General features: G+C 68.1%; 25 protein-coding genes and 4 tRNA genes. 22 read left to right on the forward strand and 7 right to left on the reverse strand.

Annotation, left to right across the window (positions count from 1 at the left end):
- The first annotated feature begins 1 nt into the window (after nucleotide 1).
- Nucleotides 2-1069, forward strand: coding sequence for a COX15/CtaA family protein (locus ASC65_RS03635; RefSeq protein WP_056449629.1), 1068 nt, complete (start codon nucleotides 2-4; stop codon nucleotides 1067-1069).
- Here ASC65_RS03635 and ASC65_RS03640 read toward each other — a convergent pair.
- A complete protein-coding gene (locus tag ASC65_RS03640; RefSeq protein ID WP_056449631.1) occupies nucleotides 1038-2447 on the reverse strand; it encodes an alkaline phosphatase PhoX in 1410 nt (469 codons plus the stop codon). The two genes, ASC65_RS03635 and ASC65_RS03640, sit on opposite strands and share 32 nt — an antisense overlap.
- Before the next feature lie 312 nt (nucleotides 2448-2759).
- Here ASC65_RS03640 and rplM point away from each other — a divergent pair, with 312 nt between their 5' ends.
- The 4 genes from rplM (at nucleotide 2760) to argC (ending at nucleotide 4963) form a co-directional block, all read left to right on the forward strand.
- Nucleotides 2760-3233 (forward strand): 50S ribosomal protein L13, encoded by a 474-nt coding sequence (rplM, locus tag ASC65_RS03645; RefSeq protein WP_156459563.1) that lies wholly within the window; start codon nucleotides 2760-2762, stop codon nucleotides 3231-3233.
- Between the two features lie 2 nt (nucleotides 3234-3235).
- Nucleotides 3236-3730 (forward strand): 30S ribosomal protein S9, encoded by a 495-nt coding sequence (rpsI, locus tag ASC65_RS03650; RefSeq protein ID WP_056449635.1) that lies wholly within the window; start codon nucleotides 3236-3238, stop codon nucleotides 3728-3730.
- A 73-nt stretch (nucleotides 3731-3803) separates the two neighbouring features.
- Entirely contained in the window at nucleotides 3804-4031 is a 228-nt protein-coding gene (locus ASC65_RS03655) for a hypothetical protein (protein ID WP_056449640.1), read from the forward strand.
- On the forward strand, nucleotides 4028-4963 hold the full coding sequence (gene argC / locus ASC65_RS03660; protein WP_056449642.1) for an N-acetyl-gamma-glutamyl-phosphate reductase: 936 nt from the start codon (nucleotides 4028-4030) through the stop codon (nucleotides 4961-4963). The genes ASC65_RS03655 and argC overlap by 4 nt, the downstream gene beginning before the upstream one ends.
- Before the next feature lie 4 nt (nucleotides 4964-4967).
- Here the strand turns inward: argC and ASC65_RS03665 are convergent, their stop codons facing one another.
- Nucleotides 4968-6125, reverse strand: coding sequence for a serine hydrolase domain-containing protein (locus ASC65_RS03665; protein ID WP_056449644.1), 1158 nt, complete (start codon nucleotides 6123-6125; stop codon nucleotides 4968-4970).
- A 202-nt stretch (nucleotides 6126-6327) separates the two neighbouring features.
- Here ASC65_RS03665 and msrB point away from each other — a divergent pair, with 202 nt between their 5' ends.
- Nucleotides 6328-6702: a peptide-methionine (R)-S-oxide reductase MsrB gene (msrB, locus tag ASC65_RS03670; RefSeq protein ID WP_235561381.1), complete on the forward strand. Its 375-nt coding sequence runs from the start codon at nucleotides 6328-6330 to the stop codon at nucleotides 6700-6702.
- Here the strand turns inward: msrB and ASC65_RS03675 are convergent.
- Nucleotides 6699-7079 carry a hypothetical protein gene (locus ASC65_RS03675; protein ID WP_056449647.1) on the reverse strand — a complete coding sequence of 127 codons (381 nt, stop codon included), beginning with the start codon at nucleotides 7077-7079 and terminating at the stop codon, nucleotides 6699-6701. The genes msrB and ASC65_RS03675 overlap by 4 nt on opposite strands.
- Nucleotides 7076-8821 (reverse strand): class I poly(R)-hydroxyalkanoic acid synthase, encoded by a 1746-nt coding sequence (gene phaC, locus ASC65_RS03680; RefSeq protein WP_056450425.1) that lies wholly within the window; start codon nucleotides 8819-8821, stop codon nucleotides 7076-7078. The genes ASC65_RS03675 and phaC overlap by 4 nt, the downstream gene beginning before the upstream one ends.
- A gap of 320 nt (nucleotides 8822-9141) precedes the next feature.
- Here phaC and ASC65_RS03685 point away from each other — a divergent pair, with 320 nt between their 5' ends.
- From ASC65_RS03685 to map, 12 genes are all read left to right on the forward strand, one after another.
- A complete protein-coding gene (locus ASC65_RS03685; protein ID WP_235561382.1) occupies nucleotides 9142-9600 on the forward strand; it encodes a hypothetical protein in 459 nt (152 codons plus the stop codon).
- A gap of 61 nt (nucleotides 9601-9661) precedes the next feature.
- Nucleotides 9662-10618, forward strand: coding sequence for a class II fructose-bisphosphatase (glpX, locus tag ASC65_RS03690; RefSeq protein WP_056449653.1), 957 nt, complete (start codon nucleotides 9662-9664; stop codon nucleotides 10616-10618).
- On the forward strand, nucleotides 10618-12420 hold the full coding sequence (gene recJ / locus ASC65_RS03695; protein ID WP_056449654.1) for a single-stranded-DNA-specific exonuclease RecJ: 1803 nt from the start codon (nucleotides 10618-10620) through the stop codon (nucleotides 12418-12420). The genes glpX and recJ overlap by 1 nt, the downstream gene beginning before the upstream one ends.
- 84 nt (nucleotides 12421-12504) lie before the next feature.
- Nucleotides 12505-12579: transfer RNA gene (locus tag ASC65_RS03700), tRNA-Glu, on the forward strand.
- A 50-nt stretch (nucleotides 12580-12629) separates the two neighbouring features.
- A tRNA-Glu gene (locus ASC65_RS03705) sits at nucleotides 12630-12704 on the forward strand.
- A gap of 204 nt (nucleotides 12705-12908) precedes the next feature.
- Nucleotides 12909-13463: a cold-shock protein gene (locus ASC65_RS03710; protein WP_056449656.1), complete on the forward strand. Its 555-nt coding sequence runs from the start codon at nucleotides 12909-12911 to the stop codon at nucleotides 13461-13463.
- Nucleotides 13464-13546: 83 nt separating this feature from the next.
- Nucleotides 13547-14020: a DUF192 domain-containing protein gene (locus ASC65_RS03715; RefSeq protein WP_056449658.1), complete on the forward strand. Its 474-nt coding sequence runs from the start codon at nucleotides 13547-13549 to the stop codon at nucleotides 14018-14020.
- A 58-nt stretch (nucleotides 14021-14078) separates the two neighbouring features.
- Nucleotides 14079-14155 (forward strand) — tRNA-Pro (locus tag ASC65_RS03720).
- Nucleotides 14156-14303: 148 nt separating this feature from the next.
- A complete protein-coding gene (locus ASC65_RS03725; protein WP_056449659.1) occupies nucleotides 14304-14609 on the forward strand; it encodes an ETC complex I subunit in 306 nt (101 codons plus the stop codon).
- 79 nt (nucleotides 14610-14688) lie between these two features.
- A tRNA-Arg gene (locus ASC65_RS03730) sits at nucleotides 14689-14765 on the forward strand.
- A gap of 72 nt (nucleotides 14766-14837) precedes the next feature.
- Complete coding sequence (locus ASC65_RS03735) at nucleotides 14838-15056, forward strand: ParD-like family protein (RefSeq protein ID WP_056449661.1); 219 nt, start codon at nucleotides 14838-14840, stop codon at nucleotides 15054-15056.
- 22 nt (nucleotides 15057-15078) lie between these two features.
- Nucleotides 15079-15837, forward strand: coding sequence for a type I methionyl aminopeptidase (gene map / locus ASC65_RS03740; protein ID WP_056450427.1), 759 nt, complete (start codon nucleotides 15079-15081; stop codon nucleotides 15835-15837).
- Here map and ASC65_RS03745 read toward each other — a convergent pair.
- Both ASC65_RS03745 and ASC65_RS03750 read right to left on the reverse strand, forming a co-directional pair.
- Entirely contained in the window at nucleotides 15834-16505 is a 672-nt protein-coding gene (locus tag ASC65_RS03745; RefSeq protein ID WP_056449663.1) for an HAD family hydrolase, read from the reverse strand. The two genes, map and ASC65_RS03745, sit on opposite strands and share 4 nt — an antisense overlap.
- A gap of 255 nt (nucleotides 16506-16760) precedes the next feature.
- Complete coding sequence (locus ASC65_RS03750; RefSeq protein WP_056449664.1) at nucleotides 16761-17246, reverse strand: hypothetical protein; 486 nt, start codon at nucleotides 17244-17246, stop codon at nucleotides 16761-16763.
- A gap of 125 nt (nucleotides 17247-17371) precedes the next feature.
- Between ASC65_RS03750 and ASC65_RS03755 the strand changes: the two genes are divergently transcribed.
- Nucleotides 17372-18154, forward strand: coding sequence for an exodeoxyribonuclease III (locus ASC65_RS03755; RefSeq protein WP_056450428.1), 783 nt, complete (start codon nucleotides 17372-17374; stop codon nucleotides 18152-18154).
- Nucleotides 18155-18184: 30 nt separating this feature from the next.
- Entirely contained in the window at nucleotides 18185-18643 is a 459-nt protein-coding gene (locus tag ASC65_RS03760; protein ID WP_056449666.1) for a hypothetical protein, read from the forward strand.
- Here ASC65_RS03760 and metC read toward each other — a convergent pair.
- Nucleotides 18640-19812 carry a cystathionine beta-lyase gene (gene metC, locus ASC65_RS03765; protein ID WP_056449668.1) on the reverse strand — a complete coding sequence of 391 codons (1173 nt, stop codon included), beginning with the start codon at nucleotides 19810-19812 and terminating at the stop codon, nucleotides 18640-18642. The two genes, ASC65_RS03760 and metC, sit on opposite strands and share 4 nt — an antisense overlap.
- A gap of 130 nt (nucleotides 19813-19942) precedes the next feature.
- On the opposite strand from metC, the gene ASC65_RS03770 reads away from it, so the two are divergent.
- Together ASC65_RS03770 and ASC65_RS03775 are read left to right on the forward strand one after the other, a co-directional pair.
- Entirely contained in the window at nucleotides 19943-21019 is a 1077-nt protein-coding gene (locus tag ASC65_RS03770; protein ID WP_235561383.1) for an amino acid ABC transporter substrate-binding protein, read from the forward strand.
- Nucleotides 21020-21049: 30 nt separating this feature from the next.
- Nucleotides 21050-22363: a dicarboxylate/amino acid:cation symporter gene (locus ASC65_RS03775; protein ID WP_056449671.1), complete on the forward strand. Its 1314-nt coding sequence runs from the start codon at nucleotides 21050-21052 to the stop codon at nucleotides 22361-22363.

Below are 22363 nucleotides of genomic sequence, written 5' to 3' on the forward strand. Positions count from 1 at the left end.
AATGAAGCGTTTCCGCACGGGTGATCAAAGCCGGGCCGTAGCCCTCTGGCTGTTCCTGACGGCGGCCCTGGTGTTCGCCATGGTCGTGGTCGGCGGCGTCACCCGCCTGACCGGCTCCGGCCTGTCGATCACCGAGTGGAAGCCGATCATGGGCGCCCTTCCGCCCATGCACCACGCCGACTGGCTGGACGCCTTCGAGAAGTACAAGGCGATCCCGCAGTACGCCCAGGTCAACGCCGGCATGAGCCTGGGCGAGTTCCAGGGCATCTTCTGGTGGGAATGGGCGCACCGGTTGCTCGGCCGGCTGATCGGCCTCGTCTTCGCCGTGCCCTTCGTGGTCTTTCTGGTGCTGCGCAAGCTGCCGACCCGTCTGATCGCCCGCTGCGCCCTCCTGCTGGGCCTCGGCGGGCTGCAGGGGCTGATCGGCTGGTGGATGGTGTCCAGCGGCCTGTCCGAGCGCGTTGACGTCGCTCCGGAGCGGCTGGCCATCCACCTCGGCCTGGCCCTGCTGATCTTCATGGGGCTGATCTGGACCGGGCTGGAGGCCTGGAACGGCGAGGAGAAATCTCGCTCGCCGATCGGCTGGAGCCGCGGCGCCACTCTGCTGCTGGGCGCGGTCTTCCTGCAGTGCCTGCTCGGCGGGCTGGTGGCCGGAGCCAAGGCGGGATTCGTCTACACCGACTGGCCGATGATGGGCGGCGGTTTCTGGCCGCCCGTCGACTGGGCTAAGGGCGGCCTGGCCTTCCTGCACGACCAGGCGTTGGTCCAGTTCAATCACCGGATACTGGCCTATGTCCTGCTCGCCGGCGGCACGGCCTATGCGATCCAGGCCTGGCGCTGGCGGCTGGCCGAGGGCCTGGGCGCGAGCGCCTTCGTCGTCGCCGTCGCCTTGTGGTTCCAGGCCCTGCTGGGGGTGGTCACCCTGATCCACGCCGTGCCGCTGTGGCTGGGCGCCCTGCACCAGGCCGGCGCCGCCCTGGTGCTGGCGTCGGCGACCGTCAATCTTTGGCTGGTGCGCCGCTCGCAGCCGCGGCTGTTTACGTCCGGACCGCGTTCCAGGGGCCTGTGATCGCGAAGGTCAGGCCCGGGTAGTAGAGGTTCACGAACAGCGTCGAGCCGTCCGGCGAGAACACCGCCCCGGCGAACTCCGAGTTGCCGGTGAAGACGTTGCGGGCGATGGCGTAGACCTTGCCGTCCGGGGTGACGCCCTTCACGTGGTTCTTGGTGTCGGTCGAATAGTTGTCCTCGCAGACCACCAGATGGCCCCATGGCGCGACCGTCAGGTTGTCGGCCATGTTCAGCGTCTTCGGATCGGCGCTTTCGACGAACAGCTGGACCCGGCCGGGCCGGCGGTCTTCGCCCGAACGGCCTTCCTCGGGGGAGGGGACGTAGCGCAGGATCTGGCCGCGCTTCAGCGGGCCGCCCGAGGTGGCGGTCATGAACAGCTCGGTCCCGGCCCAGAACACGCCTTCGCCGCGGGCGACGCGCACGGCCCCGTCGGCATGGCCGCGGAAGCGCAGGTCCGACTTGGGGCTCTCGACCTCGTCCAGGTCAATCCAGTAGACCTCGCGCCACTCGCCGGGCGCCCAGGTGCGATCGTCGTGATTGGTGCAGTCGGCGCCCGGGGCGTCGCGGAAGGCCATGGCCTGCAGTCGGCCGCCCTTGATCAGCTCGCCCGGGGTCTCGGGGATGAAGCGGTAGAACAGGCCGTCGACCTTGTCCTCGGTCAGATAGACGATGCCGGTGCGCGGATCAACGCAAACGGCCTCGTGGTCGAAGCGGCCCATGGCCTTCAGCGGTACGGCCTCGACCAGACCTTCGGCGCGGGCCGGCACCTCGAAGACGAAGCCATGCGGCTTGGTGACGTCGGCGGTCTCCGGCGTGGCCTCGGTCTCCTCGCAGGTCAGCCAGCTGCCCCACGGGGTGATGCCGCCGCAGCAGTTGGTCGAGGTGCCGGTCAGGCTGAGGTGCTGGCTGACCGTGCGGCCGGAAGCCATGTCATAGACCAGGGTCGTCGTACCGCCCGGAACCACGAGCCCCGACTTGGTCAGGCCATAGGCCTTGGACTTGTCGATCAGGGCCTCGCGCTCCTGGTGGAAGCCGGCCGGGCCCCAGTTGCGGTGGGTCGGGCGCGAGGTCTTGAGTTCGTGGTTGCGGACCAGGGCGATCTGCGAGCCGCCCAGCGCGAAACACCCCATGCCGTCGAAATTCTGGGGCACGAACAGGCCGTCGCGCATCGTCTCGCCGCCCTGGGAGATGATGCGGTAGGAGAAGCCTTCCGGCAGGTCGAGGACGCCGTTTGGGTCGGCCTTCAGCGGGCCGTAGCCGTCGACGTCGTTGACGTAGGTCTCGGCCGCGGCCTCCTGGGCGGCGGCGTGGCGGGCAAAGCCCGTGAAGGCGAGGGCGGCGGCGCCCGTGGTCAGCAGGCTGCGACGATCAAAACGCATACAAGTCATCCCCGACGATATGCCCGCGCTTATCGCGCGGCGCCGGACGCCGGTCATCATGGTTCTGTGACCATTTTGGGAAGCTCCGATCACCCCTGGTTTCGGCGCCGGAGCGACGGAACGAGCTCAATTGATGCGGTATTTTAATACCGTTTGCATTTTCTCTATTTAATACAGCCGGTTAGGTCGGATATCCCCAACCCATCGGCATTGACGCCGCTCGGGCCTTCCTCTATCAGCGCGCCTTCCGCTCATCCCGGTCTTCCGGGGAGGGCAGCCCGTTTCGTCTCCTTCCCAGGAATCCTCGTTATGCTGAAGAGCACCACGGCTTCGCTGAAGCCGGCCGAGGTCGAGAAGAAGTGGATCCACATCGACGCCGAAGGCGTCGTGGTGGGCCGCCTCGCGACCTTCATCGCCAACCGTCTGCGCGGCAAGCACCGCGGCGACTACACCCCGCACGTCGATTGCGGCGACTACGTCGTCGTGACCAACGTCGACAAGGTCGTCTTCACCGGCAAGAAGAACACCGACAAGGTGTACTACCGTCACACCGGCCACCCGGGCGGCGTCAAGGAAACCACCCCGGCCAAGGTGCTGGGCGGTCGTTTCCCGGAACGCGTCCTTGAGAAGGCCGTCGAGCGCATGCTGCCGAAGGAAAGCCCGCTGGCCCGCAAGCAGATGACGCACCTGCGCCTGTTCGCCGGCTCGGAGCACTCGCACCAGGCCCAGTCGCCCGAAACCATCGACTTCGCTGCGAAGTCGGCCAAGAACACCCGGAGCGTCTGAGAATGACCGACGTCACCACCGAAACCGCCACCGGCTTCGACGCCCTGAAAGCTCTCGGAACTCCGGGCGTTGGCGAAGAACACCCCGTCTACACCCAGAAGCTGGACTCGCTGGGCCGCGCCTACTCGACCGGCAAGCGTAAGAACGCCATCGCCCGCGTGTGGGTGAAGCCGGGCACCGGCAAGTTCACCATCAACGGCAAGGACCAGGAGCAATACTTCGCTCGTCCCGTGCTGCGCATGATGATCGCCCAGCCGCTGGTCGTCACCGGCCGCGAGACCCAGTTCGACGTCGTCTGCACCGTTGAAGGTTCGGGCCTGTCGGGCCAGGCCGGCGCCATCCGCCACGGCCTGTCGCACGCCCTGACGCACTACGAGCCGGAACTGCGCAAGGTTCTGAAGCCGCACGGCTTCCTGACCCGCGACAGCCGCGTCGTCGAGCGCAAGAAGTACGGCCGCGCCAAGGCTCGCCGTTCCTTCCAGTTCTCGAAGCGCTAAGCCGTTTCACTGCGGTATGGATTGGGGCGCTTCGGGAAACCGGAGCGCCCTTTTTCTTTGAGGTGACGGTGCGATGAAGCGAATTGCCGTTACTGGCGCCGATCGTGATCCGACCGGCGCTCATCATCTGCTCGACGACTTCGTGGCGGCGGTCGGCGGGGTGGCTGAGGGCGAGAGGGTGATCATTTACCTTTGCGCTGAGCCCCTCGAGTGTGACGCCGTCGTCGTTCTTTCTCCTCATTGGCCCGCATATTACTTCGCCCGCAGTGAGGGCGACTGGCGTACTTCGGAGGTCGAATGACCCATACCATCTTCATCGACGGCGAGGCCGGCACCACGGGTCTGGAGATCCGCGAGCGGCTCGAGGCGCGTTCGGACCTCGAGCTGATCCTGCTCGGCGAGCGTCGTCGTGACGTCGAGGCGCGGCGCGAGGCGCTGAACAGTGCGGATGCGGTCATCCTGTGCCTGCCTGACGACGCCGCCATCGAGGCCGTGTCGATGATCGAGAACCCGGCCGTGCGCGTCATCGACGCCTCGACCGCCTATCGGGTCAATCCTGAGTGGGTCTACGGCTTCGCCGAGATGGCGCCGGGCCAGCGGGAGAAGATCGCCGCCTCGACGCGGGTGTCGAATCCGGGCTGCTATCCGACCGGCCTGATCGGCCTGGTGCGGCCGCTGGTCTCGGCGGGGATCATCCCGGCGGGCTGGCCGGTGACGGTCAATGCGGTGAGCGGCTACTCGGGCGGCGGCAAGGCGATGATCGCCGAGTTCGAGGCCGAGGGCGGCGCCGAGGCCTTCCGCGCCTATGGCCTGACCCTGAAGCACAAGCATGTGCCTGAGATGACCCTGCACACCGGCCTGGAGCGCAAGGTGCTGTTCGCCCCGGCGGTCGGCGCCTATCGCCAGGGCATGCTGGTCGAGGTTCCGCTTCACCTCGGCGCCCTGCCGGGCTCGCCGTCGGTCGAAGTGGTGCATGGCGCCTTGGCCGAGGCCTACGCCGGCGCCCGCTTCGTCGAGGTGGCCGAGCTTGAGGCTTCCGAGGCCATGACTGGGATCGACCCGGAAGGCCTGAACGGCACCAACCGCATGCGGCTGCACGTCTTCGGCGATCGCGCCGGCGAACAGGCCCGGCTGGTCGCCCTGCTGGACAACCTGGGCAAGGGCGCTTCCGGCGCGGCGGTGCAGAACCTCAACATCATGCTGGGTCTGGCCGAGGACACGGGACTGGCCTGATCGCTCAGTCCTGCGGCGCGGCGTCCACCGCCGCGACGACCTGGGCGATGAAGGCCCGACGCGCGGCGCTGTGCGAGGCGCCGATGGCGTTCGGCCAGGCGGACAGGATGACGATCACCAGCTTGCGTTCGGGATCGACGCGGATGGTCTGGCCGAAGATGCCGCTCGCGCGGAACACGCCGTCGTCCTGGGTCCACCACTGGAAGCCGTAGCCTTCGCCGGGCGTGCCGATGTCGGCCTCTTTCGTCGTGGCCTGGGCGAACCAGTCGTCGGGGACGATGCGCTCGCCGCTCAGCACGCCGCCGTCCTGCGCCATGAGGCCGATCCGACCCCAGTCGCGCAGGGTGGCCGAGACGCAGCAGCCGCCGATCTCACGTCCACCCTGGTCCAGCGCCCAGACGGCGTCCGCCTCCATGCCCGCGCGCGACCAGATGCGCTCGCCCAGCAGCGTCGCCAGCGGCCGCCCCTCGGCTGCGGCGACCAGGGCCCCGACCAGATTGGTCTCGCCGGTGGAGTAGTTCCAGCGTTCACCCGGCGGGTGAGCGCGGGGCAGGCGGGCCATGTAGGTGACGACCGGGTCCTGACCGTCGACGACCGGTTCCTGAAGGAAGCGGGCGACATCCGAGGTCGGGTCTGAATAGTCCTCGTTCCAGGCCACGCCAGAAGTCATGGTCATCAGCTGACGCACGGTGACGCCGTCGTAGCCGCCGCCGGCCAGCGCGGGCAGGTAGCGGGTGACGGGATCCTCCAGCGACCGGATCGCGCCGCTCTTCAGCGCCGTGCCGACCAGGGTGGAGGTCAGGCTCTTGGTCATGGAGAAGGAGACCCAGCGGGTGTCCGGACCGATGCCGAGGCCGTAGCGCTCCAGTCGGATTTCGCCATCCTGGATCACCAGCACGCCCGCGACGCGCTGGTCTTCCATATAGGCGGCCGGATCGAGATCGAGGGGACGGCCCTGCGGCAGGGCGCGGAGCGGCCCGTCTCCGCGCGCCACCAAGGCGTGCGGCATGATGGTGTCCATGGTCCGGAAAGCCCGCTCGCGATCGGCCGGCGCCCAGAACAGCACGCCGGACGGTGCGGTCTCGGGGGTTGGGCGCTCCTGAGCGGCGGCGGCCGGAGCGAGGAGGGCGAGAGTGGCGAGGCAGGCGATGATGCGAGTCATGCGCCGGACCTTAGCAGGGCGCGTGGCTCTGGGCAGCCGTTGCGGCCACGCTTGCAAACCCTTGATCGGCCTACGACGTTGAAGAGCGATGGAAACGCGTCGCCAACTTTTACTCGCCAGCGGCGCATTGGCGCTGGCCGGCTGTTCGAGCGAGACGGTGAACGCCTCGGAGAGCCGGTATGCGACTTCGCCCTTCCGGCGGATGACCGACGCTCAGTGGCGGGCTCGCCTGCCGCGGTTGAGCTATGACGTTCTGCGCCATGAGGCCACGGAGCGGGCGGGGACGAGCACCCTGAACAACGAGCACCGGCGCGGGACTTTCGTCTGCCGCGGCTGTGACCTGCCGCTGTTCCGGTCCGGCTGGAAGTTCGATTCCGGGACTGGCTGGCCGAGTTTCTACCGGGCGCCGGCCGACAACATCGCCACCAAGACCGACTTTGCCCTGGGGATTCCGCGGGTCGAGTACCATTGCGCCCGCTGCCTGGGGCACCAGGGCCATGTCTTTGACGATGGGCCGCGGCCGACCGGCAAGCGATACTGCAACAACGGCGCGGCGCTGAAATTCCTGCCGGCCTAGAAACCGCCGCGGGCCTTGAGCGCAGACTCCGCCGTCAGCCCGAAGATCACCGCGGCGATGATCACGATCAGCCCATAGTCATGCCCCGGCCAGAACACCGGGATCGCGGCCAGCAGGATGATGATCAAGGGGAACAGCGTCGCCCAGACGGCCGAGGTCGGGGTGTCGCGATTGATCATCGGCGGCCGGGGAGGCTGCCCCATCATGCGCGCCAGCCTCGGATTCAGCAGGATGAAGCCTCCGGCGCAGATGATGGCCATCAGCGGGTTGCGCAGCATCGCCTCCGGCGGGCCGAACAGGACTGTGGTCATCACCGCCAGGACCAGGGCGAAGCCCGTCGAGATCGCCAGCAGCAGATTGGGTTCGAGACGCTTCAAGACTTCACTTTCACATAGCTGCCAGGGGCAGGCTCGATCGGAGGCAGGGAGCCCTTGGCCGGGTCACGGGCCGGGACCCAGCCGCCCGACCTGTCGTGGAGCCAATCGGCCCAGTGGTTCCACCAGCTTCCCGGATGCTCGACCGCGCCGGCCTGCCATTCCCCAAGGGTGGCGGGCAGGGCGGGATTGATCCAGTGCTGGTACTTGTTCGCCGACGGCGGATTGACCACGCCCGCGATGTGCCCCGATCCCGCCAGGGTCAGGGTGACGGCGGCATTGGTGAAGGCCTTGGCGGATCGGTAGACCGAGTTCATCGGCGCGATGTGGTCCTCGCGACTGGCCTGGAAATAGAGCGGGATCTTGACCTTGGTCAGGTCGACCTTGAGGCCGCCGATCTGGAAATCGCCTTGCGACAGGGCGTTGCGGCCGTACATCGAGCGCAGGTAGTCGAGGTGCAGCTTCTTGGGCATCCGCGTCTGGTCGGCGTTCCAGAACAGCAGGTCGAAGGCGGGCGGATCCTTGCCCATAAGATAGTTGCTGACGAAGAACGACCAGATCAGATCGTTCGCGCGCAGGGCGTTGAAGGTCTCGGCCATATGCGCGCCGGGAAGGACCCCGCCGGCGGCGTCCATCTCCTGCTCGATCTCCTTCAGCCAGTTCTCGTCGGTGAACAGCAGCAGGTCGCCGGCCTCGGCGAAGTCGTGCTGGGCGGCGAAGAAGGTGTTGGCCCCAACCCGCTCGTCGCCGTGGGCCGCCATGTGGGCCAGGGCGGCGCCCATGAGGGTGCCCCCGATGCAGTAGCCGACCGTGTTGATCCGTTCTGACTTCGACTGCTCAAGCGCCTTTTCGACAGCGCGGTAGATGCCTTTCTGCAGATAGTCGTCGAAGCCGAACTCCGCCTTGTCCTTGTCCGGGTTGACCCAGGAGCAGACGAAAACGGTGAAGCCCTGGGCCGAGAGCCACCGGATCATCGAGTTCGCCGGCTGCAGGTCCAGGATGTAGAATTTGTTGATCCACGGCGGGAAGATGAGCAGCGGGATCTCGCGCTGCTTGTCGGTCGCGGCGTCGTACTGGATCAGCTCGAACAGCTCGTCGCGCCACACCACCTGTCCCGGCGCGGTGGCGACGTTCTCGCCCACCTTGAACCGTTCATAGTCCGCCTGGCTGATCTTCAGCTTCCCGTGCCCGCGCTCGAGATCGGCGGCGAAATTCTGCATGCCCTTGACCAGGGATTCGCCATTGGTCTCGGCCAGGGCCTTCAGCGCCGCGGGATTGGAGGCGAGGAAGTTCGACGGCGAAAAGGCGTCCGTCAGCAGCTTGGTGAAGAACTCGGCGCGCCGCTTGATGCGCGGATCGATGTCCTCGACCGAGGAGACCAGGCCATTCATCCAGTCGGCGGTCGCCAGATAGGATTGGCGCATCACGTCGAACATCGGGTTCTCGGTCCACGCCGGGTCTTTGAAGCGCTTGTCCTTGGACGGGGTGGGCTCCTCGCCGGCGGCGCGGCGCGTGGTCGAGGCCCACACGTCCATATAGCGGTTGAACAGATCGGCCTGGGCGGCGAACAGCTTGTCGGGACGCGAAACCAGACCCGTCATCACCTGGGTCATGGCCGGCCCGACGTTGAACGGGTCGGGCGACAGGGCCCCGGGTCGGTCGGCCTGGGCCAGGGCGGCTTCGGCGATCGCCGTCTGGGCCGTCATGGCGGCGCGCGCCAGGTTCAGAGACAGGGTCTCCAGCATTTCCCTCTGTTCGGCGCCGGGGAAGGCGAAACCGGCGTCGGTCTGTTCCGTCTTCGTGTGAGCCTCTTCGGCGCCCCCATCGGGCATCGGCCCGAGTTGAACGGCCGCCTGCGCCTTGGCGGCGCGAGGGCGCGGGGGCTTGGCCGAGGTTGGGCGACCAGCCTTTCGCGCGGGCTTGGCGGCAGCGTCCGCAAGATCGCCATTCGGCGCCGCGGAAGACGGAGGGATCGGACGCTTGGCCATGCTGGAGAGCTCCGTCAGGTCGTCAGGATCGGTCGCAAGGGACGCCGTCGCCCTTCCGCCTGTCGCGATCATGGCATATGACCGGGCCTGAAATGAACGCGCCGATCCGGAAATTCGCAGCGGTCCTGGCTGTATTCGTCGCCGCGGCGGGTTTAACCGCCTGCGCGAGCTCGTTCGACACCGAGGCTGACCTGTCGTCGCCGCTCGCGCCGCACATTCAGACGCTGGTCGATGCGAATCGCGGCTACCCCCGCTGGGAGGACTTCCCGAAGTCGCTCCAGCCCGCGCCGGAGCCGGCGATGCTGGCCGCCCGGGTCGGCGCCCTGAGCGCGGCCGGGGGCTCCCTGGCCGAGGAAGCCGCTCGGATCGAGTGGACCCTGACCGGCGACCCGACGGCTTTCGCCGCAGACGTTCAGGCGCGGGTCGACGCCGTCGAGGTGGCTCCGGTCACCCAGCAGACCCAGTCCGAGATCGAGGAATTCGTTCGTCGTACGCGGGAGCGCGGAACCGCCCCCCCGCCGGTCGATCGCCGCTGAACCACCCAAAATCATCGCTCGGACACAAGAATCCGGGGATCATCGCCTCAGGAGAACGCCCATGGCCGGAACGGCCCCCTACGCCTCGACCCTCGCCGCGGACGCCGCGCGCGTGACCGAACTGGCCGCCATCGCGGCCCACAGCCTCATCGGCCGCGGCAATGAGAAGGCCGCCGATCAGGTGGCGGTCGACGCCATGCGGACCGCCCTGAACGCGCTCGACATCGACGGTAAGATCGTCATCGGCGAGGGGGAGCGCGACGAAGCGCCGATGCTTTACATCGGCGAGAAGGTCGGCACCGGCAAAGGTCCGGCGGTCGATATCGCGCTGGACCCGCTGGAAGGCACCACCCTGACGGCCAAGGCCATGCCCAACGCCCTGGCCGTGCTCGCCATGTCGCCGGGCGGCGGCATGCTGCACGCGCCCGACACCTATATGGACAAGATCGCTATCGGCCCGGGCTATGCGCCGGGCACCGTCGACCTGGACATGAAGCCCCAGGACAACGTCCGCTCGCTGGCCGCGGCCAAGGGCGTCGACCCCAGCGACATCACCATCTGCGTTATGGACCGCCCCCGCCACGCGGAGCTGATCGCCGCCCTGCGCGAAGTCGGCGCCCGTGTGCTGCTGATCACCGACGGCGACGTGGCCGGCGTCATCCACACCGCCGAGCCGGAGACCGGCATCGATATGTACCTCGGCTCCGGCGGCGCGCCGGAGGGCGTCCTGGCGGCGGCGGCGCTGAAATGCGTCGGCGGCCACTTCCAGGGCCGGCTGATCTTCCGCAACGACGACGAGCGGGCCCGCGCCCAGCGCACAGGCGTCACCGACTTCGACCGCAAATACGACCTGCACGAGCTGGTCTCGAAGGATGCGGTCTTCGCCGCCACGGGCGTGACCAAGGGCGCGATGCTGGACGGCGTGCTGCTGCGCAACGGCTCGGTCTCGACCCATACGCTGGTGATGGATTCCTCGACCCGCACCGTGCAGCGCATCCGCACGCAGCGGCCCCTCTGATGGCCGACGGCGCGACCACGCCCGCCTTCCTGGGCGTGTCGCGCTCGCTGTCCGGGCGCGCCTGGAGGCAAAGACCGGCCGAGGCCTCGGTCGTGCGCGCCCACATCCAGGCCCTCGGCCTCGACGAGCCCTTGGCCCGAGCCCTGGCCGCGCGCGGCGTGCGCGCCGATCAGGGGGCGGACTTCCTGGAGCCGACGCTCAAGGCCCTGTTCCCGGATCCGTCCAGCTTCACGGACATGGACGCGGCGGCCGAGGCGATCCTCGACGCCCTGCAGGCCAAGGCCTCGATCCACGTCTTCGCCGACTACGACGTCGACGGCGCGTCGAGCGCGGCCCTGCTGGTTCGCTGGTTCCGCGCGATGGGCGCGGAACTGCCGATCTATGTTCCCGACCGCATCACCGAAGGCTACGGCCCCAGCGCCAAGGCCTTCGACACGCTGAAGGCGGCCGGGGCGGATCTGGTCGTCACCGTCGACTGCGGCGCCGCGGCCAATGAGGCCGTCGCCCACGCCGCCGCCATCGGGCTGAAGGTCGTGGTCATCGACCACCACCTGATGCGCGAGGAGCCGCCGAACTGCCTGGCCGTGGTCAATCCCAACCGGCCGGGCTGTAACTCGGGGCAGGGCAACCTGGCCGCGGCCGGGGTGGTCTTCGTCCTGCTCGCCGCGCTCAACCGCGAGGGTCGCCGCCGGGGGCTGTTCGAGGACCGCCCCCAGCCGGACATCCGCCAGTGGCTGGATCTGGCCGCCATGGGCGCGATCTGCGACGTCACCGGCCTGACGGGCTTCAATCGCGCCCTCACCAGCCTGGGCCTGCGGGTGATGTCCGACTGGGGCAATCCGGGGCTCAAGGCCCTGCTGGCCGCCGCCGGCGCTGAAGAAGGCCCGGCCAAGGTCAACCACGCCGGCTTTATCCTCGGCCCGCGAATCAACGCCGGCGGCCGCATCGGCAAGTCGGACCTCGGCGCTCGGCTGCTGTCGACCGACGACCCGGATGAGGCGAGGGCGATCGCACAGGAGCTGGACGCCCTGAACATCGCGCGGCGCGAAGTGGAGCGGCAGGTCACCGACCAGGCCGTTCGCCGCGTCGAGGCGTCCGGCGCTCACGCCGATGGTTCGGCCGTGGTGGTGATCGAGGGCGCCGACTGGCATCCCGGCGTGGTCGGCATCGTCGCCGGGCGCCTGCGCGAGCGTTGGCGCAAACCGGTGATCGTCATCGGAGTCGATGCGGTCAACGGCATCGGCAAGGGCTCGGGCCGCTCCCAGCCGGGCATGAACCTGGGACGGGCGATCCAGGCGGCCTGGGAGACCGGGGTGCTGCTCGCCGGCGGCGGCCACGCGATGGCCGCGGGCTTGACCCTCCGCACCGACGGCATCGCCGCCCTGCGCGACTTCCTCAACGACCGGCTGGCCCATGAACAGGCCGACGCCGAGACGCTGGATGCGGTCGAGATCGACGCCCTGGTCGATCCCCGCGCCGCCACCCGCGCCCTGTTCGACCAGTTCGAGCAGCTGGCGCCTTTCGGACCGGCGAATCCCGAGCCGCTCTTCGCGCTCGAGCACGTCTCGGTTCGCGAGCCCGTCGCCATGAATGGCGGCCATGTGCGCTGCCGCCTGGTCGGGGCCGATGGTGCGTCCGTGAAGGCCATCGCTTGGCGCTGCGCCGACCTGCCGTCAGGCAAGGCTCTGTTAGCCGGGCAGGGCGGTCTGTCGGTCGCAGGCCGCCTGAAAGCCGACGACTGGAACGGCCGCAAAGGCGTCCAGTTCGAGATCGAGGACGTCGCGGATCCGCGTATGGCTTAGCCGTAACGACGATCTCAACTTTTCTTCGAAAAAGGCGTTGCAGCCTTCGGAGGCCCCGGCTATATCGCCGCTTCCCCGCGCAGCGGTCCCTTCGTCTATCGGTTAGGACGTCAGGTTTTCAACCTGAAAAGAGGGGTTCGATTCCCCTAGGGACTGCCACGCGGGGCTCTCACAGACATCGCTGAAAGCGTCGTCCGCGCTCGCGCTGCGGTCCCTTCGTCTATCGGTTAGGACGTCAGGTTTTCAACCTGAAAAGAGGGGTTCGATTCCCCTAGGGACTGCCACGAGCGCCTCCTCACGCATCGCCGAAGCCCGCCATTGGAAACTTTCCGCGCGCGGAAAGATTGGCCGCCCCTGAGAGCCCTCAACGCCTCGGTTGCATAAATAATTCGCGTCGCAACTGAAAATCAGCGTTTTTGTCTTTTCCGCCGTTCACAGAACCGTGTTAAACAAGCCGGTCCGCACACAACGCGGGCGGGGGGAAGGCCGTGTCGGACTTCGAGGGCGTTCAAACAGTTGAGACGGTGAGGATCGCCGGGCGGGTCAAGTGGTTTGACCCCGGCAAGGGGTATGGATTCATCGTACCTGACGATCCCGTCATGACTGACATGAAGGACGTGCTCCTGCACATCTCCAGCCTGCGGGACAGCGGCCGCGACTCCGCCGCCGAAGGCGCTCCGATCAGCTGTGATTGCGCACGACGGCCCAAGGGATGGCAGGTCACCGAGGTGCACGACCTGGGCGAGGGCGACCCCGACGCCGCCGCTTCGCCGCGTCGCGGCTACGAAAGCCTCCGGAACGCCCGCGTGCTGCCGCCGCTGATGGACGACGGGACCCTCGAGATGGCTGTGGTCAAGTGGTTCAACCGCACCAAGGGCTACGGCTTCGTGGTCCGCAACGGCCAGCCGGGCGACATCTTCGTCCACGTCGAGACCCTGCGCCGCTGTGGCCTCGACGACCTGCTGCCCGGCGAGACCGTCTCGGTGCGCTTCGCCGAAGGCCCCAAGGGCCTGGTCGTCGCCGAAATCCGTCCCGGCGCCTGACGCCTCCCCACGGGCCTTCTGCGGCGCTATAGATGCGGGACGCCGGGGAGATTCCGGGTTCAGCAGCTCTCAAGGGTGACTTGATGATCGTTCGTCGTGGCTTCCTGGCCGGCATCGCCGGTCTCGTCCTGCTCGCCGGCTGCGCGGGCGCGGGCACCCAGCAGGGTCCCAACGGCGAGCCGCTCGAGCCGCTGACCATCACGACCCAGTCGGGCGAGCACCGCTTCCACGTCGAGATCGCCGACGACGAGATGGAGCGCCAGCGCGGGCTGATGCACCGCGACCCGCTGGCCGACGACCGCGGCATGCTGTTCGAGTTCCCCGATGTCGCCGAGCGCGGCTTCTGGATGCACAACACCCCCAGCCCGCTGGACATCATCTACATCGACCCGCACGGCGTGATCGTCTCGATCGCCGCCAATGCGCCGCCGAACTCGGACGCGATCATTCCGTCCAACGGCCCGGCCATGGGCGTGCTGGAGCTCCGCGCCGGCCGCGCCGCCGAGATCGGCGCCAAGGCCGGCGACAAGGTTCGCCACCCCTTCTTCGCGGAATAGCGCCTAATCGCGCTCAACCGCGTTGCGGCGCAGCGTCGAGTGTGCCAAATCCCGCCGCCGGAGTGTAGCGCAGCCTGGTAGCGCATCTGGTTTGGGACCAGAGGGTCGGAGGTTCGAATCCTCTCACTCCGACCATTTTTGGTCGGCCGCGGTCGTCGGCCCTTCGGGACCTCCCGACCCGACGCGGCCCAGGTCAGCCGGCCACACCCATCGTTCGTGACTTGAGTGCGGGCGAATGCGTTGTATGGAGGCGTCTACGCCTTCGCCTGAACGAGATCCGCCCATGCTCGCCCGCATCTACCGCCCCGCCAAGACCGCGATGCAGTCCGGCAAGGCCAAGTCGAAAGACTGGCGGCTGGAGTTCGAACCGGCCTCGGCGCGGACCATCGATCCGCTGATGGGCTGGACCTCGTCGTCGGACATGAACGGCCAGGTCCGCCTGACCTTCGACTCGAAGGAAGAAGCGGTCGCCTACGCCGAGCGCCACGGCATCCCGTTCCGCCTGCAGGAGCCGCAGGAGCCGCCGGTGATCCTCAAGGCCTACGCCGACAATTTCGCCACCTACCGCAAGCAGTCCTGGACGCACTAGGTCCGAGGCGACCGTCTCGGCGCCGCGGCGGGATGGCCTCAGCCTGCCGCATCGCGTTTACTCGCCTGCACGCCCTCGGGCGCCCTTAGCTCAGCTGGATAGAGCACCCGCCTTCTAAGCGGACGGTCGCAGGTTCGAATCCTGCAGGGCGCGCCAGGGTTCGGCCATGCTCGACGCGTAACACGATATACGATACGTATATAAACCGTATATTTCGAGCGAGACCCCATGGGACTGGTCAACATCGATGACGCCTTGCACGACCAACTGCGTCGGGCCAGCGGCCTGACCTGCCGGTCGATCAACGCCCAGGCCACCTACTGGATGAGGATCGGCATGCTCGCCGAGCTCAATCCGACCCTGACCTTCAATGAAATTCTCGCCCGCGAGATGCAGGCCGCAGGGGTCGAGGCGGGCGCGCCGGGAGAATGGGCCGTTGGTTGTTAAGGAGGCCTGGGAGTTGGAGGCCATGGCGCGCTCCGGCCGCCTGCTGGCGCAGGTGTTCGAGCATATCGACACCTGGTCCCTGGCCGGCATGACCACCATGGAGATCAACGACCGGGTCGAGCGCTTCATCGTCGACGACCTGGGCGCGCGACCGGCCAGCAAGGGGCAGTACAACTATCCCTATGTGCTCAACGTCTCGATCAACGACGTGGTCTGTCACGGCATGCCCAGGACGGACGAGACCCTGAAGAACGGCGACATCGTCAACCTCGACATCACGCTTGAGACCGGCGGCTACATCGCCGACTCCAGCAAGACCTACATGGTCGGCGCCGTGAAGGCGGCGGCTGTTCGCCTGGTCCGCGCCACCTATCAGGCGCTTTGGAAGGGCATCGGCGCGGTGCGCCCGGGCGCCCGCATCGGGGACATCGGCCACGCCATTGAAAGCCACGCCCGTCAGAACGGCTTCACCGTGGTGCGTGACTACTGCGGTCACGGCATCGGTCGCGAAATGCACGAGGACCCGCAGGTCCTGCATTTCGGTAAGGCCGGAACCGGCATGGTTCTGCGCGAGGGCATGACCTTCACCATCGAGCCGATGATCAACGCCGGCCGCCGCGAAGTGGCCCCGGAAGAGGCCGACGGCTGGACCGTCCGCACCGCCGACGGCTCGCTGTCGGCCCAGTTCGAGCACACCGTGGCGGTGACGGCGACCGGGGTGCGGGTGCTGACCCTGCGCAGCGACGAGGCGGGCAAGGTGGGCGGTCGGATCTCGGCCTAGGCGGCGAGAGCCACAAGGCCCTTACGCACCTCATGCAGGTCGGCGGCGATGGCTTGGCACAAGGCGTCGATCTCCGGCGTCGGACCGAGCAGGTCCGGGACCATGACCGTCATCATCCCGGCCGCTGCGGCTGAGCGGACGCCATTGCGCGAGTCCTCCAGCGCCAGGCAGTCATGCGGGTCGACACCCAGCCTGCGCGCGGCGGCGAGATAGGGCGCCGGGTCCGGCTTGCCGCGCTCGTAGTCGCCCGGCGCCAGGATGCATTGGAAGCGCTCGGTCAGCCCGGCTCCGTCGAAGTGCTCATGCGCCAGCGCTTTGGGCGAAGAGGTCGCTACTGCCGCCGGGATGCCGAGGGCGTCCAGTTCGTCCAGCAACTCCACGACCCCGGTCTTCAACGCCAACCGCTCGCGACAGAGGGACACGAAGCGCTCGGTCCAGGCGGGGCCGATTTCGTCGGCGGGCAGGTCCGGCCCGAACCGTTCAAGCAGACCTTCGCGTATGCTGACCCAGGGCGTGCCGACGACGGTGAGGTAGAAGTCGGGCTCCATATCATGCCCGTGCATCGCCAGGGTCTCGACCATCGCCGCCATCCACAGGCGTTCGGTGTCGAAGATCAGACCATCCATATCGAAGACGACGGCGGCAGGCAGGCGCGGAAGCGTGATCATCCCGGAGGAATCCCCTTGTTGCGGATCGGAGGCGAGGGCGGAGAAGGGGAGCCAGGCCGGCGGGCGAACGCTGGACGGACCAAGGACGGGGCTGGTCTGAAAAGGTCTCGACCAGCCGCTTCGTTCATCGACGCAACGCTCCGCGGTCGGTTCGACCAGGCCGGGGCATGCGCAGAAGCGGCTCCATGGGCGGGGACATAGTCCCGCCGAAGCGTCCGCGCCAGCTTTCAACAGTGAAGTTTCGGTGACGCGCCGTCAGAACGGACGTTCGTCCTTCCAGCAGTCGGCCAGTCCTCGTTCGGCGCCGCCTGTGAACGCACGCAGCGGTCCGCTCGACGCGTAGAGCCGGACGAAGTCGGATCCCTCGTCCGACGGCGCCCAAATGTAGGACTGGCTCGGGTCGGAGGTCTCCCAGCCGCGATTGGGGATATCCACGTGAAGTCCGACCTCGAGGTTTCGCATCTCATCAAGGATGGCGAGTACGGCGGGGCACGTGGCGGGTTCGGCCCATCGCGGTTCGGCGCGATCGGCTTCCTCGCGGCGCAGGATGGGCAGCCACTCCCCCGATGTGGAGCGATAGGCATAGACATCGGTTCGGGACCAGAAGCCGCGTCCCGAGTCGTACCCCCAGCCGGCGGCCGAGCTCCGGGCGTTTTCGATCTCCGGAGCGCGGGCGGAGAAACGGTTCGTATCCTCGGCGGCGGCCATCGAAGCGGAGGCGAGAAGGGCGACGATGAACATTCCTGGATCCGAAAGCTGACGGCGGTCCCAAAGTCAGGGCTCCGAGTCTCTCCTAGCCCATTTCCCGGAGAGCGGAAGCTGTGGCCGAGGCCGCAACCGGCGCCTCCGCTTGCCGTTCAGGCCTCGTGCGCATCGCCACTTTCAACATCAACGGGATCAACACCCGCCTGGCCAATCTGCTGGAGTGGCTGGAGGAAGCGCGGCCCGACGTGGCCTGCCTGCAAGAGCTGAAGGCCACCGACAGCCAGTTTCCGGCGAAGGCGATCCGTGACGCGGGCTATCACGGCGTATGGAAGGGCGAACACCGCTGGAACGGCGTGGCGATACTGTCGCGCCGCGAGCCCGTAGTGACCCGCCGCAGTCTCCCCGGCGACGAAAAGGACGCCCAGAGCCGCTACATCGAAGCGGCCGTCGACGGCGTGCTGATCGCGTGCCTCTATCTGCCCAACGGCAATCCCCAGCCGGGACCGAAGTTCGACTACAAGCTGGCCTGGATGGAGCGGTTGAACGCCCACGCGGCGGGCCTGCTGGCGACCGGCGCCCCCGTCGTCCTGGCGGGAGACTACAATGTCGTCCCGACCGACGCGGACATCTACAACACCCGCTCGTGGAAGAAGGACGCGCTCCTTCAGCCGGCGCCGCGGGCGGCCTTCGCCCGGCTGCTGGCCCAGGGCTGGACCGACGCCCTGCGTGAGCGCTTCCCGCAGGATCCGCCGCCCTGGACCTTCTGGCAGTATTTCCGCCAGGCTTGGGAGCGGGACGCCGGCCTCAGGATCGACCACCTGCTGCTGAGCCAGGCAGCGGCGGAGCGGCTGGTCGATGCAGGCGTGGACAAGCCGGTGCGCGGCCGCGAGCGAGCCAGCGACCACGCCCCGACCTGGATCGAGCTGGCCCCAGCCCCTGACTGAACCGCCGCGCTGTCCGGCCGTTGCGGCTGGATGGCGAAACTGAAGGTGTTCACCTATTCCGACGGCTTCCACGCCTGGACTGTGGCGGCGCCGTCGCGGCCCAAGGCCCTGGCCGCCTGGGGCGTGAAGCGCGACCTTTTCAAGGACGGCGCGGCCAAGGAGATCGACGAAGGCGCTGACTACGAGGCGGCGCTGGCCGCGCCGGGCGAGTTGATCGAGCGCGGCCTGGCCGTCGACATCGGCAAGGTCGAGCGGACGGCGGCGCCGAAGGCCAAGGCTAGGAAGGGGCCGAGCGAGAAGGACCGCGCCCGGGTCGAGGCGCTGGAGGCTGAGCTCGCCGAACTCGATGCGGAGCAGGCGCGGGAGGCCGAGGCGCTGGACGCCCACCGTGCGGCTCTGGACAAGGAGGCTGCGGCTCTCGCCCGATCACACGGCCGCGTCAGGGATGAGTTGAAGGCCAGGCTGAAGGCGGCTCGCGCCAAGCTCTAGCGGATGACCGCCCGCCACGCCGCAAGGCCACGCGCCAGGTCGGCGATCAGCTCGGCCGGGTCCTCCAGTCCGATGTGGATCCGCAGCAGTTCGCCGCCGAGCGCCGGCTCGCCACGACGATAGGCCATCTGCCCCGTCTCATGCGTCATGAGGCTCTCGAAACCGCCCCAGGAGTAACCGAGGCCGAACAGTTCGACGGCGGCCATCAGGGCGTGGGTGGCGGCCTCGGAGCCGCCCTTCATGACGACGCCGAGGATGGAGGCGGCGCCAACGTAATCACGGCTCCACAGAGCGTGCATCGGTGACCCGGGCAGGGGTGGGTAGAGGACCTCGGCGACCTCTTCGCGGGCCTGCAGCCATTCCGCCACCGCCAGGGCCGAGCGCGCCTGCTCGGCGTAGCGCAGCGGCAAGGTGCGCAGGCCGCGCAGCGCAAGCCAGGCGTCGTCGGGCGACACCCGCCAGCCCAGATCCTCGATCGTCTCGGCGATTCTTTTGCAGACAGCCGGGTCGGACGCCGCGATCGCGCCCATCAGCAGGTCGGAATGGCCGGCGACGTATTTGGTCACCGCCTGCACGCTGACGTCGACCCCGTGGGCCAGCGGCTTGAAGGACAGGCCCGCGGCCCAGGTGTTGTCCATCACCGTCAGCACGCCCCGCGCCCGGCAGCCTTCGGCCAGGGCCGGCACGTCGACCATCTCGAAGGTCAACGAACCCGGCGATTCGATCAGCAGCACCTTTGTGCGCTCCGTGACGGCGGCGAGGATCTGGTCGGTCGAGGCGTCCGGCGCGTGAAAGGTCGCGGTGACGCCGCGGTGGCCCAGATGCCGCTTTAGGAACCGTCGGGTCGGGCCGTAGAGGGCGTCCGTCGTCAGCACCTCATCGCCGGGGCGGAGCAGTGCGGTCAGGGGCACGGTGACGGCGGCCAGACCGGACGGGACAAGCCACGCGTCTTTCGCGCCCTCCAGCTCGGCCAGGGCGGAGCGCAGCTCGCGCGCCGCGCCAAGGTCCTCGATGCCGTAGACGGGTCCGGCCGACTCATCCCGCAGGGCCGCGGGATCGTCGTTCAGCAGGGTCGAGGCGCGCTCGATCGGCGGGCTGACGCCGCGACGCCCACGCCCTCGGCGGGTGGCGGAGGCGATCAGGCGGGTGCGGTCGGAGCGATCGGTCATGTCGGCGCGCCCAAGGGTTGCGGTTCCGCCGTCAAAGGCATCTAAAGGTCCACGGGGCGCAAGTCTGGTGTGGCTTTCAACGAGGCGCGCGATGCGGTCACGGGTGGTTCGACGGACGGCGGCGGCGGGCGTGACGCTCGCCTTTGGCCTGCTGCTCGCGGCCTGCGGCGGCGGAGACCGTTCCGAGGACGCCGAGACCACTGAACCGACCGGTCCCGACCCGGCCACCGCCGCCCCGGACTTCACCAGCCCAACCCTGCAGGCGATCCGGCGTCGCGGCCGTCTGAACTGCGGCGTGCATGAGGGCCTGGTCGGCTTCGCCTATACCGACAACCGCGGCCAGTGGCGGGGCTTCGACGCCGACTTCTGTCGGGCGCTGGCCGCCGCCATCCTCGGAGATCCAGACAAGGTGCGCTTCGTGCCGGTGACCTCGGCCCAGCGCTTCAACGCCCTGCGCAACGGTCGCATCGACGTGCTGTGGCGGGCGACCTCCTGGACGCTCAGCCGCGAGTCCCAGGAAGGCGTGCGCTTCGCCGGGATCAACTACTACGACGGCCAGGGCTTTCTGGTGCGTCGCTCGCTCGACCTGGCCAGCGCCCAGGAGATGAACGGCGCCCGCGTCTGCGTGCAGCGAGACACCACCTCCGAACTCAATGTCGCCGACTTCTTCCGCGCCCGGGGCATCGAGTATCGCGCCGTCATGGCCGCCAACGAGGAAGAGGCCCGCAGTGCCTATGCTCGCGAGGACTGCGACGCCTTCAGCGCCGACATCTCGGCCCTGGCCGCCGCCCGCTCTCTGCTGCCCAATCCGGAGCAGCACGCCATCCTGCCGGATGTCATCTCCAAGGAGCCGCTGGGCCCGGCCGTCCGGCGCGGCGACGAGGCCTGGACCTCGATCGTCCGCTGGACCCTCAACGCCCTGATTCTCGCCGAAGAGTTGGGTGTGACCCAGACCAACGCCGAACAGATGGCCGAGGATTCCCGCGATCCGCGCATCCGCCGCCTGCTCGGCGACGAGGGCGAACTGGGTCCGTCGCTGGGATTGTCCAAGACCTGGGCCAAGGACGCCATCGAAGCGACCGGCAACTATGGCGAGATATTCGACCGGAATATCGGCCCGAATTCGCCTCTCGACCTGGCCCGGGGGCTTAACGCACAATGGAGCGCTCGGCCCGGCGGCTTGATCTACGCCCTGCCGATCCGATAACGACGCGGCGCAAAGCCCGGGGGGAAGCTCATGGAAACGACGAAACGCGGCGGTATTCCGCTCTACGTCTGGATGCTGGTTGGCTTCCTCGCCGGTCTGGGCGGGGGGCTGTACGTCAACCTGAACGGTCTCGTCGTCATCCCCGAGGTGATGAGCCTGATCCAGTCAGTGGGCCAGATATTCCTGCGCCTGCTGTTCATGCTGGTCCTGCCGCTGCTGTTCTCGGCCCTGGCCGTCGGCGTCGCCGAGATGGGCGACCTCAAGACCCTCGGCCGTGCGGGCTTCAAGACCCTGGTCTTCACCATCATCGTCTCGGCCATCGCCGTCGGCATCGGCCTGGGCATGGTCAACTACTTCCGCCCCGGCGACGGGGTGGACCCGGCCATGGCTCAGCAACTGCTGGCCCAGGGGCGAGAAGGCGCGGCGGGCATTGTCGGCAATGCGCCCAAGAGCATCGAGGCGGGTCAGTTCTTCCTCGACATGATCCCCTCGAACGTCGTCACCGCGGCGGCCGAGAACCAGATCCTGCCGGTCATGGTCTTCGCCCTGTTGTTCGGCATCGGCATGGTCATGGCCAAGAGCAAGGCGACCGACCAGCTGCAGATGACCCTGCAAGGCGTGTTCGAGGTGATGATGAAGCTCATCAACCTCGTCATCAAACTCGCCCCCATCGCCATCGCCGCCCTGATGTTCAACCTCGCGGCCGTGTTCGGCTGGGAGCTGCTGATCCGCCTCGGCGCCTATGCGGCCGTCGCCGTCGGCGCCATGGCGATCCACATGTTCATCGTCTACCCGCTGGTCGTCTGGCTCGCCGGCGGGATGAACCCGTTCAAATTCTTCCACGGCGTGCGCGAGCCGATCGTGGTTGCCTTCTCGACCGCCTCGTCGAACGCGACCCTGCCGGTCTCCATCCGCGTCGCGGAGACCGAGCTCAAGCTGCCGCGCCGCATCTCGCGCTTCGTCCTGACCGTCGGCGCCACCGCCAACCAGAACGGCACCGCCCTGTTCGAGGGCGTGACCGTCCTCTTCCTGGCCCAGTTCTTCGGCGTCGAGCTCAGCATCGGCCAGCAGTTGATCGTCATGCTGGTGTGCATCCTCGGCGGCATCGGCACCGCGGGCGTTCCCGCCGGCTCCTTGCCGGTCATCGCCCTGATCCTGGCCATGGTCGGCGTTCCGCCGGAAGGGATCGGCCTGATCCTCGGCGTCGACCGCTTCCTCGACATGTGCCGCACCACGCTGAACGTCACCGGCGACCTGGTCGCGGCCACCGTCGTCTCGCGCGGCGAGACGGACGCCGTGGTGCCGGCCGACGCAGAAGAGCCGTTCGCGCCGTCGGTGAGCTGA

The sequence above is a fragment of the Brevundimonas sp. Root1279 genome, assembly GCF_001425945.1.
GTDB lineage: Bacteria > Pseudomonadota > Alphaproteobacteria > Caulobacterales > Caulobacteraceae > Brevundimonas.

What these genes read in the sequence shown, in the direction of transcription:
- ASC65_RS03760 (WP_056449666.1), top strand. Translation starts at nt 18,185, where the DNA reads ATGGCGAAACTGAAGGTGTTCACCTATTCCGACGGCTTCCACGCCTGG.
- recJ (WP_056449654.1), top strand. Translation starts at nt 10,618, where the DNA reads ATGGCCGACGGCGCGACCACGCCCGCCTTCCTGGGCGTGTCGCGCTCG.
- ASC65_RS03665 (WP_056449644.1), bottom strand. Translation starts at nt 6,125, where the DNA reads ATGACTCGCATCATCGCCTGCCTCGCCACTCTCGCCCTCCTCGCTCCG.
- argC (WP_056449642.1), top strand. Translation starts at nt 4,028, where the DNA reads ATGACCCATACCATCTTCATCGACGGCGAGGCCGGCACCACGGGTCTG.
- phaC (WP_056450425.1), bottom strand. Translation starts at nt 8,821, where the DNA reads ATGCTGGAGACCCTGTCTCTGAACCTGGCGCGCGCCGCCATGACGGCC.
- ASC65_RS03735 (WP_056449661.1), top strand. Translation starts at nt 14,838, where the DNA reads ATGGGACTGGTCAACATCGATGACGCCTTGCACGACCAACTGCGTCGG.
- map (WP_056450427.1), top strand. Translation starts at nt 15,079, where the DNA reads ATGGCGCGCTCCGGCCGCCTGCTGGCGCAGGTGTTCGAGCATATCGAC.
- glpX (WP_056449653.1), top strand. Translation starts at nt 9,662, where the DNA reads ATGGCCGGAACGGCCCCCTACGCCTCGACCCTCGCCGCGGACGCCGCG.
- msrB (WP_235561381.1), top strand. Translation starts at nt 6,328, where the DNA reads ATGACCGACGCTCAGTGGCGGGCTCGCCTGCCGCGGTTGAGCTATGAC.
- ASC65_RS03715 (WP_056449658.1), top strand. Translation starts at nt 13,547, where the DNA reads ATGATCGTTCGTCGTGGCTTCCTGGCCGGCATCGCCGGTCTCGTCCTG.
- metC (WP_056449668.1), bottom strand. Translation starts at nt 19,812, where the DNA reads ATGACCGATCGCTCCGACCGCACCCGCCTGATCGCCTCCGCCACCCGC.
- ASC65_RS03655 (WP_056449640.1), top strand. Translation starts at nt 3,804, where the DNA reads ATGAAGCGAATTGCCGTTACTGGCGCCGATCGTGATCCGACCGGCGCT.
- ASC65_RS03725 (WP_056449659.1), top strand. Translation starts at nt 14,304, where the DNA reads ATGCTCGCCCGCATCTACCGCCCCGCCAAGACCGCGATGCAGTCCGGC.
- ASC65_RS03685 (WP_235561382.1), top strand. Translation starts at nt 9,142, where the DNA reads ATGACCGGGCCTGAAATGAACGCGCCGATCCGGAAATTCGCAGCGGTC.
- ASC65_RS03640 (WP_056449631.1), bottom strand. Translation starts at nt 2,447, where the DNA reads ATGCGTTTTGATCGTCGCAGCCTGCTGACCACGGGCGCCGCCGCCCTC.
- ASC65_RS03635 (WP_056449629.1), top strand. Translation starts at nt 2, where the DNA reads ATGAAGCGTTTCCGCACGGGTGATCAAAGCCGGGCCGTAGCCCTCTGG.
- ASC65_RS03750 (WP_056449664.1), bottom strand. Translation starts at nt 17,246, where the DNA reads ATGTTCATCGTCGCCCTTCTCGCCTCCGCTTCGATGGCCGCCGCCGAG.
- ASC65_RS03775 (WP_056449671.1), top strand. Translation starts at nt 21,050, where the DNA reads ATGGAAACGACGAAACGCGGCGGTATTCCGCTCTACGTCTGGATGCTG.
- ASC65_RS03745 (WP_056449663.1), bottom strand. Translation starts at nt 16,505, where the DNA reads ATGATCACGCTTCCGCGCCTGCCTGCCGCCGTCGTCTTCGATATGGAT.
- rpsI (WP_056449635.1), top strand. Translation starts at nt 3,236, where the DNA reads ATGACCGACGTCACCACCGAAACCGCCACCGGCTTCGACGCCCTGAAA.